General features: G+C 57.2%; 11 protein-coding genes. 3 read left to right on the top strand and 8 right to left on the bottom strand.

Going from position 1 to position 13,417, the window contains the following annotated elements; translation table 11 throughout:
• Positions 1-15: 15 nt before the first annotated feature.
• Positions 16-408, top strand: coding sequence for a hypothetical protein (locus HY17_RS14775; protein ID WP_034767959.1), 393 nt, complete (start codon positions 16-18; stop codon positions 406-408).
• Between the two features lie 4 nt (positions 409-412).
• Here the strand turns inward: HY17_RS14775 and grxD are convergent, their stop codons facing one another.
• From grxD to HY17_RS14790, 3 genes are all read right to left on the bottom strand, one after another.
• Positions 413-751, bottom strand: a complete 339-nt coding sequence (grxD, locus tag HY17_RS14780) for a Grx4 family monothiol glutaredoxin (RefSeq protein WP_034767961.1) — start codon at positions 749-751, stop codon at positions 413-415.
• An 82-nt stretch (positions 752-833) separates the two neighbouring features.
• On the bottom strand, positions 834-2,690 hold the full coding sequence (locus tag HY17_RS14785; RefSeq protein ID WP_034767963.1) for a M2 family metallopeptidase: 1,857 nt from the start codon (positions 2,688-2,690) through the stop codon (positions 834-836).
• 69 nt (positions 2,691-2,759) lie between these two features.
• Entirely contained in the window at positions 2,760-2,990 is a 231-nt protein-coding gene (locus tag HY17_RS14790) for a BolA/IbaG family iron-sulfur metabolism protein (protein ID WP_034768101.1), read from the bottom strand.
• Between the two features lie 125 nt (positions 2,991-3,115).
• Here HY17_RS14790 and HY17_RS14795 point away from each other — a divergent pair, with 125 nt between their 5' ends.
• Positions 3,116-4,138 (top strand): M20/M25/M40 family metallo-hydrolase, encoded by a 1,023-nt coding sequence (locus HY17_RS14795; RefSeq protein WP_051600151.1) that lies wholly within the window; start codon positions 3,116-3,118, stop codon positions 4,136-4,138.
• Positions 4,139-4,475: 337 nt separating this feature from the next.
• Positions 4,476-5,018 carry a porin family protein gene (locus tag HY17_RS14800; RefSeq protein ID WP_233348826.1) on the top strand — a complete coding sequence of 181 codons (543 nt, stop codon included), beginning with the start codon at positions 4,476-4,478 and terminating at the stop codon, positions 5,016-5,018.
• Positions 5,019-5,073: 55 nt separating this feature from the next.
• Here HY17_RS14800 and purL read toward each other — a convergent pair whose 3' ends face one another.
• From purL to purQ, 5 genes are all read right to left on the bottom strand, one after another.
• Positions 5,074-7,350 (bottom strand): phosphoribosylformylglycinamidine synthase subunit PurL, encoded by a 2,277-nt coding sequence (gene purL / locus HY17_RS14805; RefSeq protein ID WP_051600153.1) that lies wholly within the window; start codon positions 7,348-7,350, stop codon positions 5,074-5,076.
• Between the two features lie 161 nt (positions 7,351-7,511).
• Positions 7,512-9,932 carry a TonB-dependent siderophore receptor gene (locus HY17_RS14810; RefSeq protein WP_034767966.1) on the bottom strand — a complete coding sequence of 807 codons (2,421 nt, stop codon included), beginning with the start codon at positions 9,930-9,932 and terminating at the stop codon, positions 7,512-7,514.
• Between the two features lie 238 nt (positions 9,933-10,170).
• Positions 10,171-11,172: an adenosine deaminase gene (locus tag HY17_RS14815; RefSeq protein ID WP_034767968.1), complete on the bottom strand. Its 1,002-nt coding sequence runs from the start codon at positions 11,170-11,172 to the stop codon at positions 10,171-10,173.
• Complete coding sequence (locus HY17_RS14820) at positions 11,156-12,634, bottom strand: sulfotransferase (protein WP_051600154.1); 1,479 nt, start codon at positions 12,632-12,634, stop codon at positions 11,156-11,158. Before HY17_RS14820 ends, HY17_RS14815 begins: the two co-directional genes overlap by 17 nt.
• Before the next feature lie 39 nt (positions 12,635-12,673).
• Positions 12,674-13,342, bottom strand: coding sequence for a phosphoribosylformylglycinamidine synthase subunit PurQ (gene purQ, locus HY17_RS14825; protein ID WP_034767970.1), 669 nt, complete (start codon positions 13,340-13,342; stop codon positions 12,674-12,676).
• Between the last annotated feature and the right edge of the window lie 75 nt (positions 13,343-13,417).

Raw genomic sequence — 13,417 nt, forward strand, 5'->3', positions numbered from 1 at the left:
GGGAGGACGCATCGCATGGCTGACAAGCCGGACTTCAAGCGCCTCAGACTGATCCAGATCGTCGCCGTAATCGTCGGCGCCATCGTGCTCATTGGAGCGCTCTGGCTGATGGGCCAGTTCCGGAAACCGGAACTGGCCCCGATCGTCATGGCGTTTGCCTTTGCCAGTATCAGCTTCAGTGGGCTTTTCTATTTTGGAGCTTTGCTGCTGGAAGGTTCGCTGCAGAAATACATCCTGTCAGACGATACGGTCATCAAAGGCGGCAATGTCGATATGGTCACGACCACGGCAGAAAGCGGCGATCCCGAAATCGACAAATGGATCGGGACATATGCCTTTACGCGCAACTTGTTCGGATTGTCGCTGGTCCCGATCCTGATTCTGATCGGTCTTTACTTCTTTGCTTAGACAATCAGGCGTCTTCGAGCTCGATGCCTTTTTCCTTCAGGAAATCTCGCAGTTCGCCGCTTTCAAACATCTCTTTGACGATGTCGCAGCCGCCGACGAACTCGCCCTTCACATAGAGCTGAGGAATGGTCGGCCATTCGGAGTAGACCTTGATACCTTCGCGGACGGCCTGGTTCTCCAGAACGTTCGTCGCAACGTATTCCACGCCCAGATAATCCAGCACCTGCACCACGACGGATGAGAAACCGCACTGCGGGAAGGTCGGTGTGCCTTTCATGAAAAGGACGACATCGTTGCTTTCTACTGCCTGTTTGATGGCGTCGAGCGTGGCTTGGTCGGTCATGGTGTTATCTCCGGATTTCCCGTGATGTGTGGTGGATAAGGGGCGGCGTCAAGCGTGCCGCCCCATCCGGTTCGCGTAAAACCTAGTCCCAACCGCAGGACTGGCCCTCATTCTGCTCTTCCAGGTACTCGGTCAGGGGCTCGAAATACTCGACCATGGCGCTCGCATCCATTTCGCGGGTACCGGTGAATTTCTCCAGTGTTTCCGGCCACGGTCGGGACATGCCGGCCTCCAGCATCTCATTGAAGCGCTCACCAACTTCCTTGTTGCCGTAGATCGAGCAGCGGTGCAGTGGGCCTTCCCAGCCTGCCTGTTCACAGGCCGCCTTATGGAACTGGAACTGCATCACGAAGGACAGGAAATAGCGCAGGTAAGGCGTATTGCCCGGAATGTGATACTTGGCGCCGGGGTCGAAGGCGTCAGCCGGTCGCGGCTCTGGGGGCACAATGCCCTGGTTCTTCAGGCGCAGGTCCCACCAGGCCTTGTTGTAGTCTTCCGGCGCCGTCGTGCCATTCAGGACATCCCAGCGCCAGCTATCGACGGTCAGAGCGAAGGGCAGGAAGGCGATCTTGTCGAGCGCCGTCTGCATCAGCAGCGCCGTATCGGCGTCCGGGCCAGGTTTTTCATCTTCAGAGATCAGGCCGATCTGCTCCAGGTATTCTGGCGTGATCGACAAGGCGACGAAATCACCGATTGCCTCATGGAAGCCGTCATGGGCGCCATTTTTATAGAGATAAGGCTGGTCCTTGTAGGCGCGCTGGTAAAAATTGTGCCCGAGTTCGTGGTGGACCGTGAAGAAGTCCTCGGAGTTGATCTCCGTACACATCTTGATGCGGACATCTTCTTCATCGTCGAGGTCCCATGCCGATGCGTGGCAGACCACTTCCTTGCCTTCCGGCCGTGTGATCATCGAGCGCTCCCAGAATGTTTCCGGAAGCGGATCCAGGCCAAGCGACGTAAAGAAGCCTTCGCCTGTCTCGACCATCTTGACGGGTGTGTAACCGCGCTCGTTCAGGCGCGTGGTGAGGTCGTAGCTGACGGGCGTCGTGTCCGGCTTGACGATGTCATAGATGGACGACCATTGCTGGGCCCACATGTTGCCAAGCAAGTCAGCGCGGATCGGGCCGGTCTTCGGCTGAACGTCATCGCCATAGGTCGCATTCAGCTTCGTACGCGCGTAGCAGTGGAGATCCTTGTACAGCGGCTCAACCTGACCCCAGAGACGCTGAACTTCAGCTTCCATCTCTTCCGGCGGCATGTCGTAATTGGACAACCACATCTTATCCAATGTCGGATAGCCGAGTTCCTGCGCGCCTTCATTGGCAAGCGAGACCATCTTGGCGTAGTTAGCCTTCATCGGCGGCGACACGGTGCGCCAGCCCTCCCAGACAGCTTTCAGTTCTTCAGGATCGCGGGACGTCTCGATGATCGTGGATGCCTGGTCCAGATTGATCATCTCGCCTTTGTATTCAAACTTGCCTTTGCCATAGGTTGAGCTGAGGTCGGTCGTAATCGCCGAAAGTTCCTCTGCCGCACCTTCGCGGGAGGGGGCGGGGATCGTGATGCCGCTGCGCAGGATGCGGATCTTGCGGGCGACATCGTACGGCATGATGTCGACATTGTATTTCTTGGATTCATTGGCGAGCGAAACAGAAAGCTTGGTCATCTTCGCACCAGCTTCTGCGGCGGCCGCATCTGTCTCGTCGGTGATGTTTGTCGCGTTGGCCCAGTAGGCGAGGGCTGTGACCTTGCTTAGCGCAGCCAGTTCTGTCTCGGCGCGCGTCACAAAAGCGGTTGCTTCCGCGATTTCGGCTGCGGTTTCATCGATTTCGGGTGTTTCAACCAATGCGCCGTCGATTGCCGGCGTGGTGTCTGCGGCACAGGAAGCCAACGCGGCGCAAAGCGCTATGACACTGGCGGAAAGGGTGAATCTTTTCATGGATGGTCTCCTCCGGTTGAACGGGAGAAAACCGTGAACCCTCCGTAAGGTCAATCGGGTGGCTGCGCCTCAGGGCGCGCGTGTTTTGAGGGCCAATGCGTGCAGCTCTCCACCCATTTTGCCCTTGAGTGCCGCATAGACGAGCTGGTGCTGTTTCACGCGGGGGATGCCAGCAAATTGAGGACTGATGATCTCGGCTTGCCAATGGTCATTATCGCCAGCGAGGTCGGTCAGCACGATCTCCGCTTCGGGAAAAGCGTCCGTCAAATGCTCCATCAGAATTTCGCGTGACATACCCATGGGATTCTCCTCGATCTCCGGGCTCAATTGGGCTGCAAGGGCAGCCCCGTCAAGCTTGGCAGCGGACGCCTTGCACCTCAACCGGCGACCTCCTACCGTCTGGCACGACGAAGCGAGAGGTCCTCATGAAGAGACAGATCTGGACGGTGGCAGCAGGCTTGATGGCGTTTCTGATACTGGGCCTTTTCTGGTTCCTGAATACACCACAGCCGACCCATGACGTATCTGTACCACTTCCTGAGGGAGAGTATGTTGATGCAGGTGAATTGCTGCACCAGACCGAAGTTCTTTCGAACGACGCACTTGAAGGCCGCGCGATCGGTACGCCGGGCAACGAAGCGGCGCGTGGATTTCTGAGAAAGCGTTTTGAAACACTGCGCCTCACCAAAATCGGAGACTCTTACGAACACACGTTCACGGTTTTACCGGAGCCGGGTGCAGAAAATGCCCAGCCGGTTCAGGGAACAAATCTGATTGGCCTCATCGAGGGAAAGACGCCTGGTAAAGGGAAAATGTTGGCGATCACCGCGCATTTTGATCATCTCGGAGTCATTGATGGTGAAATATACAACGGCGCAGACGACAATGCCTCGGGCTCCGCTGCTCTGATCGCGGTGGCCGCATGGTTCACGGACCACCCGCCGGAACACGATATTCTTTTTGCGCTCGTTGATGGAGAAGAGCCCGGGGCGCTGGGCGCCCGCAACTTGATCCGGTCTGGAGAAATAGATCTGGACCGGATCGCGCTGAATATCAACTTCGACATGGTCAGCCGGTCCGACGTGAACGAACTTTATGTATCGGGGACATATCACAGTCCCGGCCTGGTTCCGCTCGTCGAAGGCCTTGCTGAAAAGACGCCTGTCAAGTTGCTCATGGGGCACGACCGGCCGGAGCAGGGCCCCGATGACTGGACAATGCTGTCAGACCAGGCAGCCTTCTTCGAAGCCGGTATCCCGTTTCTCTATTTCGGAGTCGAGGACTATGCCGACTATCATAAGCCTACAGATGACTTTGATCTGATCCCTGCGGAATTCTTTGTGCACTCTGCCGACACGCTGGTCATGGCGGCTATCGCCGCCGACAATGCACTCGACACGCTGGACTTCTCGCTGAAAAAGCCGTTCGCATCGCCAACGGCCGAGTGACATCAGGCACGTCTTAACCTGGCATTTTTATATGTGTGACGCCGAGTGGCGCAGCATTGTTCTGGCCTTAAAATGCAGCCGTATCTCACGAGACATATTGATGTTTTTCCGTTCCGTGAATGAGGACGGGAACCGTGCTTCTGCCGCAACATGTGCAGATTCCTGAAATCCAGCAGGAACTGCTTCTCCGGGCGCTCCGTTGGGCAGGCGTCTCCGCTGCTCTCTGGCGGGGGTCAAGAGCTAGAACAGTTTCTGGAAGGATTTAGGACCATGCTGAAGTATATTCTCGCCGCAACGGTTGCCACGGGTATCGCAGGGGCTGCGGCCGCACAGGACAATGTGCCTCTATGTGGAAGGCGGTTACCAGTATCTTGAAATCGAGCCGGATGGTGCAGACAGCGGGGTCGACACCAATGCAATCGGCTCACGTCTCGGTTACCAGTTCAACTCGATCTTCAGTATCGAAGGTGAGCTTGCTTCCGGTATCGACGATGGTGAATTCGACTACAATGTTGATGAAGACTCGTTCGATCTTGACGACAACAATGACGGCGACTTCAATGACCTGATCGCTGCTTTCGGCGATATTGGCCTGAACTATCTGGTCGGCCTGTATGGTAAGGCAGAAGTTCCGCTGACGGATCGTCTCGATGCCTATGCGCGGGCTGGCTACGCCTATATCGATCTGGATGCATCAATCCAGACGCCGGGTAGCGCAACCCTCACAACAATCGAAGATTCCGAGGAGGGCCCGGCGTTCGGTGCTGGCCTCAGCTATGACCTGACCGAAAATGTCTACCTGAAAGGCGACTACACTTACTACTCCTTCGAGGACACCGACACGAACGGTATCATGCTTGGAGTCGGCTACAAATTCTAAACTGGCCGTATCCAACTGTGCCCTTCTCGCAGTATTGCGGGGAGGGCGCACTCAATTAGTCCACTGAGTTCATATAAGTCGGCAGCCAACCTTCGTGTGCGTCACGAAGCGTCTTCAGGGGCACGGTGTACTCTGTGCCATCCTTGCCTGTTCCCGTTCGCAGTACGATACTGTCGCCGCCAAAATTTCCCAACACCGCCGGCAGGAAGCCGTGTGATTCCCACTCACGACACTGGTCTTCGGTTGCCGCAATCAGATACCGTCCCTGGTCCTCGCCGAAGAGACCCGGCTCCGAACGCGTCTCTTCCGGATCGCGGTCGGGCACGAGTGTCACGCCGCAGCCGGAGGCCAATGCCATTTCCGCAGCGGCGCAGGCGATGCCACCATCGCTGACGTCGTGCACAGCATTGACGAGGCCTCGCTCGATCAGGCTGCGGACAAATCCGCCAATCCGGACTTCTTCTGCAAGATTGACGGGAGGGGGCGCACCAGCATCTTCGCCCTTTAGTCCAAGCACAACACGGGCATAGAGCGAAGCGCCAAGTGCACCAGCAGTTTCGCCAATGACATACAGCATGTCTCCGGGCTGCGCACCCTTCAGTGTCGCGGTCTTGGCAAGGTCCTCGATTAGCCCCACACCACCGACAACGGGCGTTGGCGGAATTGCGACGCCGTCAGTCTCGTTATAGAGCGAGACATTGCCGGACACGACCGGAAAATCAAGTTCACGACAGGCTTCAGCCATGCCTTCAATGGCCTTCACGATATAGCCCATCGTGTTCGGCTTTTCGGGGTTCCCGAAATTCAGATTGTCAGTGATAGCGATGGGCGATGCACCGACGGCGGTCAGATTGCGGTAGGCTTCGGCCACCACAGCCTTGCCGCCTTCATACGGGTCAGCGGCCACATAGTGCGGATTGCAGTCCGAACAGATCGCGAGCGCCTTGTTGGTATTGTGTATACGGACGATAGCTGCATCACCGCCAGATTGTGAGCTGTCGATTGTGTCGCCCATCACATGCCGGTCATACTGTTCCCAAACCCAGCGCTTGGATGCCATGTCAGGTGAAGACATCAGCTTCAGAAGGGTTTCGCCATAGTCTGCAGGTTCCGGGTATTTTGTAATATCCAGCGGTGCGCGCTTCGGTGGCTCGTTCCAGGGGCGGTCATAGTTCGGCGCGTCGTCAGCCAGCGGCGCGACGGGGATATCGCATACCACCTGGCCAAACTGTTTCAGCACGAGATGGCCGCTGTCTGTCGTCTCGCCTATGACTTCGGCATCGAGGTCGTATTTGTTGAAGATCTGTTTGGCGACGTCGATCTTGTCGGGGTAGAGAACCATGAGCATGCGCTCCTGGCTTTCTGACAACATGATTTCATAGGCGGTCATGCCTTCTTCGCGCTGAGGCACCTTGTCGAGGTCCATGACCACGCCGATGCCTTCGCCATTCTCGCCGCCGCTGGCAGCCATCTCGACGGATGAAGAGGTGAGACCTGCTGCGCCCATGTCCTGAATGGCCTGAATGGCATCGGTCGCCATCAACTCAAGGCAGGCTTCGATCAACAGCTTTTCCGTGAACGGGTCGCCGACCTGAACTGTGGGACGCTTCTCTTCATCGCCTTCAGAGAATTCGGCCGACGCCATCGTTGCACCATGGATGCCGTCGCGGCCGGTCTTGGAGCCGACATAGAAAATCGGATTACCTGGCGTTGCGCCGCGCGCGTAGAAGATCTTGTCCTGATCGGCCAGACCGACCGCCATCGCATTGACGAGGATATTGCCGTTATATCCTTCGTCAAACTGGGTCTCGCCTGCCACGGTCGGGACGCCGACGCAGTTCCCGTATCCGCCGATGCCTGCCACGACGCCGGCCACCAGATTACGGGTCTTCGGATGATCCGGCGAACCAAAGCGCAGGGCGTTGACCAGCGCGATCGGACGAGCCCCCATGGTGAATACGTCGCGCAGGATCCCGCCGACCCCGGTCGCCGCGCCCTGATACGGTTCGATGTAAGAGGGGTGGTTGTGGCTCTCCATCTTGAAGATGGCGGCCTGCCCATCGCCGATATCGATCACGCCGGCGTTCTCGCCTGGTCCCTGGATAACACGGGCGTTCTTCGTGGGAAATTTGGACAGGTGCCGCCGGGATGACTTGTAGGAGCAGTGCTCTGACCACATCACCGAATAAATGCCGAGTTCGACGAGGTTGGGCTTGCGGTTCAGGCGAGTAATGAGCCGGTCCCATTCGTCTGCCTTGATGCCGTGTTCCAAGCCGGCAGCTTCGTCCTGCTCGGCGGTGAGATGGTCGAGGATCGCAGTTGTATCGGTCATGGCCGGGCTTTAGCGGCAAATTCCACGAGTCGCCAGCGTCTATTGCCATCAAAGCACCTGCATCCCTGACATAAGGCGCGGATACGAAAACGGGCCCGCCTCATGAAAGGCGGGCCCGTCCTGTTTTCAGCTCATTCCGTCTTGAAGACGGGCCGAGGCACTTACCAGTTGTAGCTGGCGCGTGCGTAAACGAAGCGGCCCGAGAAGCCGTAGGGGCTGCGGCTCGAATACGGGAAGATGCCGTTGAAGTTCAAGCCATCCGGCGTCATCGTCGGATATTCGTCGAGCAGGTTGTCTGCGCCGACGCCAACGCTGAACTTGTCGGTGACATTGAAGTTCACAGACGCATCGATGACCCAATCAGCATCCAGGGTGAAGTCGTTGTCCGGATTGTTCGACGGCACCAGGACTTCGCCAAAGCGCGTTGCGCGAAGGACGAAATCAGCCTGCTGGTAGGTGTAGTTGCCTGCGAGGATGAATTTCGTCTCAGGCGCACTCTCTTCCAGGGTCAGCGTGTTGGAACGGCTGAACAGCGTCAGGTTCGGAATGACCGTATTGTCCGGCACGTGCGTGACTTCCGTTTTCGAGTAGTTGAACGCTGCTGAAGCGTCCAGGGTGCCCAGGTTCCCGAAGTCGAACCCGTATTTGGTCACGATATCGACGCCCTTGGATTCGGTTTCGATACCGTTCTGGAAGAAGCGAACGCGCTGCACACCGGTCACGCCGGCTGCGGCGAGCACGGCATCAACATCATCACCGCCCAGGTTCTCCGTCAGGAAGATCTGGTCGTCGATGTTGATCTGATAGGCATCGATCGTGACGAACCAATCCGGAGTTGGTGTCAGAACCAGGCCCAGCGAGTAGCTGGTCGATTCTTCTGCATCCAGCTGGCCACCGCCAAGTGCGACCGCAGCAGCGGAAGTCGCCGGGAACGTACCGACTTCGAACGGCACACCATCAATGAAGTTGGTGGAGATGGCCGTAAAGTACTGCTGTTGCAGGCTCGGTGCGCGGAAGCCGGTCGAGATGGCACCACGGACAGCAACCTGATCGGTGAAGTCGTAACGGCCGGCAAGCTTGCCGGTCACAGCATCACCAAAGTCGGAGTAGTCTTCGTAGCGAACCGCTGCAGAGATGAGCGTCTGGTCGTTCGGCACCCATTCGACTTCAGCGTAGATGCTGGCGGCATCCCGGCTGACATCGACTTCCGATTCAGGCGTGAAGCCCGGGAAGACCTGGCTGCCTGCGGCGGCCGGGAGGGGGCCCTGAATGTAGGACGCTTCTTCACCCGCGGTGATTTCGAAGCTCTCATCGCGGTATTCGGCACCAAATGCCAGCGAGGTTTCGCCCGGCAAAAGGTTGTCGAAGGTTTTGACGATGTCGGCGTTCACAGTGACCTGGTCAAAGGCCAGGGCGCCGGCATTGAACGACGTTTGGCTGGTCGGTCCGATAGAAGCGTTGAGAGAATTGTTGACCGAGTAGTCCAACTCGTTGGAGCCATACACAGCGCTCACGTCATAGTCCCAGCCGCCTGCGACGCCGCGAACACCACCACCCAGAGAGTAGTCGGTCACATCACCGCCGATAACCGGCAGGAAGCCGCCCGGATAGATTTCCGGCACGTTCCGGGAATCATTTGCGCGACGGTAGAAGCCGGGGCTTTCACCCTCACGATCCTGAACGCCACCGAAAGCGTAGAGTTCGACACCGCTCTCCAGCGTGTAGCCGGAATTGAAGAAGAAGCTCACGTTCTCCGCACGGCCGTTGCCGTAGCGGTGGTTCAGGCGATCGAAATTACGCTCGACTTCGGCATAAGCCGGATCATCCGGGAATTGCTGGCGCGGGTCGAGACCGGCCCGGTTCGATGCCTGGCGAAGGGAATACTCGCCCGACACCGTCAGGAAGCCGTTGTCGCCGAGGCCAAAGCCGGTCCAGCCGCCGATCGTGGTTGTCTGACCGTCAATCTCACTGCGGTTCAGGCCTTCTGGATCGGTGACGTTGGCGCCGTAACGGACATTCAGGCCACCGCCATGATCGTCTTCACGGAGGATAACGTTGATAACGCCGGCGATTGCGTCGGAACCGTACTGTGCCGATGCGCCGTCTCGCAGGACCTGGACGTTGCCAATGGCGCTGGTCGGGATCGAGTTGAGGTCGACAGCTGCAGAGCCGCGGCCAACCGAACCATTGATGTTGACCAGGGAAGAGGAATGGCGGCGCTTGCCGTTCACAAGAACGAGCGTCTGGTCAGGGGAGAGACCGCGAAGCGTCGCCGGGCGGATGATGTCCGTGCCGTCATTGATGGCGGTTTGGTTGAAGTTGAAGCTCGGCACCGTCGTGCTGAGGATCTGGTTCAGTTCAACGCGGCCGGTTTCCGTAAGCTCTTCAACGGGGAACACGTCAACCGGAACGGCCGTTTCGAGGGCTGTCCGGTTGGCTGTGCGCGTGCCGGTCACAACGACTTGGCCCTGACGCAGCTCATTGGAACCTGCTTCATCGCTCTCCTGAGCTGAAGCGACCGAAAGTGTAGTTGCGACGGCGATGGAAGACGCCGTGACAAGCAATGACTTCAAAAGGGTCATTATTCTATGCTCCTGTCTGTTTTTTAACCTCACGAGGCCAGTTAATGCTGATTGGAGCGCCAAAACAGATGGAATTGGAAGATTCTTGCCTGAATAGCTTATATCATTGCAAAAGTGTGACGGATCCATCACACTTTAGCTGATCTAAAAACGTGCTTAGCAGCTGCAAAAACTATCTCTGGATGCCGGTTGGAGTCAGTAGATCTGCGGCTCCAGGCCGTTTTCCCGAGGGAGCGTGTCAGACGCTATCAACTTCCAGGATCAGCTTGATCTTGTCTTCTTCCGGCAGAAAGGATGCAGCAAAACTATTCTTCGCCAGTTGAACCAGTTGCTTGTCCGTCAGGTCGAGTGCTTCCTCGATGGCTTCATAGTTGCGGCCGATATAGCCGCCGAAATAGGCCGGATCATCAGAGTTGACGGTGACCAGCAGGCCGGCCTCCAGCTGCGCCTTCACCGGGCTGTCTTTGAGGTCATCGATCACGCAAAGGGCAAGATTCGAGAGAGGACAGTTGGTCAGCGGGGTTTGCGTATCATGCAGGATCTTGATCAAAGCCGGGTCTTCCATGGCGCGATTTCCATGGTCGATCCGATCCGCGCCGATGTCGAGTAATGCTTCGCGGACATAGGACGGCGGACCTTCTTCTCCTGCATGCAGGCACAGTTTGAAACCAAGTTCCCTGCATTTGGCGAACAGTCGTTCGAATTTCAGAGGCGGGTGGCCAACTTCCGAGCTGTCGAGGCCCACGCCGATGAACTTGTCGTGCCAGGGTTTTGACTCTTCCAGTAGCGCGAAGCCATCCTCTTCCGAGAGATGCCTCAGGAAGCTCATGATCAGTTCCGACGTGATTCCGAGTTCTTTTTTCCCACGCTCCAGCGCGGCCAGGATGCCCTCCGTCACCGTGCCGAACGCGACACCACGCTCTGTGTGGGCTTGGGGATCGTAGAACATCTCGACATGGCGCACATTGTCAGTTTTGGCGCGCTTGAGGTACGCCCAGGTCAGATCATGGAAGTCCTGCTCGGTGCGCAGCACATTCATGCCCTGATAATACAGGTCCAAAAATTCCTGAAGGTTGGCAAAATCGTAGGCGGCCTTTGCTTCTTCAAGTGTCTTGAACGGGATGTCGATCCTGTTCCTTTCGGCGAGTGCCATCATCATTTCCGGCTCGAAACTTCCCTCAATATGAAGGTGCAGTTCCGCCTTTGGCAGGCTTGCGATCAATTCAGCGTGTTTCGCCATTCAGAACCTCCAGAAGTGGGCCGAGATGTTTTTCATAGTTCCGCCAGCGTCCCGATGATCGCGTGTAGAGCGGCTCACGCACTTGCCACACGCTGGCTGTTTTCACTGGTGCTGCTGATTTATGGAATTCTAGGCAGGCCTGTTCAAAAGGCAGACCGATAAAGTCGAGCACTTTCTGCAAGATCTGTTCGGGATTCCTGACAAGCGCATCATAGGGGACATCGAGAATCTGGTCCGGTGCGGCCGTCTTCCAGTGCGACATGAGTTTCTCATACGCCCGATAGTGATAGCCGATGTTTTTCAGATCCGTCGCGTGGATCTGATGAGGGTCAAGGTGCGTGAAATACGTCGACAGACATACGTCTCTGGCGTCGCGAACGGTGTGGAGGATCTTCGCCTCCGGGAAGAGGCGAAGGATCATGCCGATATGAAAATAGTTATCTGGGCGTTTGTCGGTAACAATGCCGGTGACGCCGGGCAGGCGTGTATCAAGCCTCGCAATATATTCCTTCCGAGCCTTAGCTATCTCTGCGTTTGACGCGTCAGCGAGTTTTGCGGGGTAGGGTGAAAAATATTCCGCGCCGATCTGCGCGAGCAAGGGAAGCTCACCCATCGTCGAAACCTGGCTATGACCCGACAGGATCTGTTCCAGCAGCGTAGAGCCAGATCTGAATTGCCCAAGAATAAACACTGGCTGCACGGGCGAGTGGGGTAGGTCGATTTTTTCCGGTGTCGGCATCGCCATCAGAAAATCGATGATTGCGTCGTTCTTTCTGGAATCGAATGCCGGAAAATTCTGTGGTCGATCCGCTTCCGCGGCTTTGTTCGCCCTCTCATAAGCGGCAAATGCTGAATCGTACTCACCAATGACATCGAGCATCTTGCCGAGGGAGAACTCCAGGTTCGCCCGCGATGTCGCAGGGATGTTGTCACGTTTGAGGGCGTCCTGAACCTGCTTCAAAATGGGGGCAGCCGTCGATTCTGGTCGGCTCATATTCGCGATCCTTGCCAGTGGCTCGGCGTCCGTGGGCGCGATATCGAGGGCCCTTTGGTAGAGTTCCATCGCTTGTTCAGCATGACCGAGATCTTCGTGGGTATTCGCCAGATTGAAGATGGCAGGGACGTAGTCTTCTTTGAACGCCAAAGCTGTCTCGTACGCCTGGATTGCCGCTTCCGGATTTAGCAGATCATCAGCCTGAATGACGCCCTTGTTGAGCCAGACTTCTTCCGGGCCGGAGATATGCCTAGCGAGCGCTTGATCATAGGCTTTCAGGGCGGCTACTGGCTGCCCACTGCGACGCAGCAGCCAGGCCAGATTGTACCAGCTGTCCGGAAGGTCGGGCTCGATCGCCAGAACTTCCTGGTAAGCGGTGATGGCTTCGGGAATGCGCCCGGCATTGCGAAGCGAAGACGCTTCGGAAAGGCGGGCCGACAGCACGTTCTGATCAACAGAAGAAGTCATACCGCCTCATACCGGGGCGGAAAGAGACTGGCCAGCGCTTCAGGCCGCAGTCAGCAGGCTCTCAAACAGGGCAAGACCGTCTTCGCCACCTTCGTGGCCGCCGATAGCTCGTTCCGGATGCGGCATCAGGCCTAGCACGCGGCCGTTTGTGCTCAGAATGCCGGCAATATCCCGGGCGGACCCGTTCGGATTGCTGCCTTTGGCATAACGGAAAGCGACATGACCTTCACCTTCAATCCGGTCGAGGGTGGCGTCATCGGCGTAGTAGTTGCCGTCATGGTGCGCGATGGGAATAACCACATCATCGCGTCCCTGGTAGGCGCTGGTGAATGCCGTGTTGGCGGTTTCCACGGTCAGAGGCTGCGGCTTGCAGACGAAATGTAGCGACGCGTTGCGCATGAGGGCACCCGGCAGAAGACCCGTTTCGCAAAGGATCTGGAAGCCATTGCACACGCCCAGAACATATCCGCCGCGCTCGGCATGGGCCTTTAGCTGAGAGATGACAGGAGAATTGCCCGCAATTGCGCCGCAACGCAGGTAATCCCCGTAAGAGAAGCCACCGGGGACCATGACAAAATCCGTTCCGTCGGGGATCGTCCCGTCCTTGTGCCAGACCATGGCCGGTGCCTTGCCGGTCACCTTGAGGAGTGCGTCGTGAGCATCACGATCACAGTTCGAACCTGGAAAGACAATCACAGCGGTTTTCATGGCGCAGCCTTTAGCAAGGAGTCGGGGCGGAAGGGAACGGGGTAATTCCTCTCAGGAAGCAGAAATAAAAACGCC

This window comes from Hyphomonas sp. CY54-11-8, assembly GCF_000682735.1.
Lineage (GTDB): Bacteria > Pseudomonadota > Alphaproteobacteria > Caulobacterales > Hyphomonadaceae > Hyphomonas.

What these genes read in the sequence shown, in the direction of transcription:
- HY17_RS14775 (WP_034767959.1), top strand. Translation starts at nt 16, where the DNA reads ATGGCTGACAAGCCGGACTTCAAGCGCCTCAGACTGATCCAGATCGTC.
- grxD (WP_034767961.1), bottom strand. Translation starts at nt 751, where the DNA reads ATGACCGACCAAGCCACGCTCGACGCCATCAAACAGGCAGTAGAAAGC.
- HY17_RS14785 (WP_034767963.1), bottom strand. Translation starts at nt 2,690, where the DNA reads ATGAAAAGATTCACCCTTTCCGCCAGTGTCATAGCGCTTTGCGCCGCG.
- HY17_RS14790 (WP_034768101.1), bottom strand. Translation starts at nt 2,990, where the DNA reads ATGGGTATGTCACGCGAAATTCTGATGGAGCATTTGACGGACGCTTTT.
- HY17_RS14795 (WP_051600151.1), top strand. Translation starts at nt 3,116, where the DNA reads ATGAAGAGACAGATCTGGACGGTGGCAGCAGGCTTGATGGCGTTTCTG.
- HY17_RS14800 (WP_233348826.1), top strand. Translation starts at nt 4,476, where the DNA reads ATGTGCCTCTATGTGGAAGGCGGTTACCAGTATCTTGAAATCGAGCCG.
- purL (WP_051600153.1), bottom strand. Translation starts at nt 7,350, where the DNA reads ATGACCGATACAACTGCGATCCTCGACCATCTCACCGCCGAGCAGGAC.
- HY17_RS14810 (WP_034767966.1), bottom strand. Translation starts at nt 9,932, where the DNA reads ATGACCCTTTTGAAGTCATTGCTTGTCACGGCGTCTTCCATCGCCGTC.
- HY17_RS14815 (WP_034767968.1), bottom strand. Translation starts at nt 11,172, where the DNA reads ATGGCGAAACACGCTGAATTGATCGCAAGCCTGCCAAAGGCGGAACTG.
- HY17_RS14820 (WP_051600154.1), bottom strand. Translation starts at nt 12,634, where the DNA reads ATGACTTCTTCTGTTGATCAGAACGTGCTGTCGGCCCGCCTTTCCGAA.
- purQ (WP_034767970.1), bottom strand. Translation starts at nt 13,342, where the DNA reads ATGAAAACCGCTGTGATTGTCTTTCCAGGTTCGAACTGTGATCGTGAT.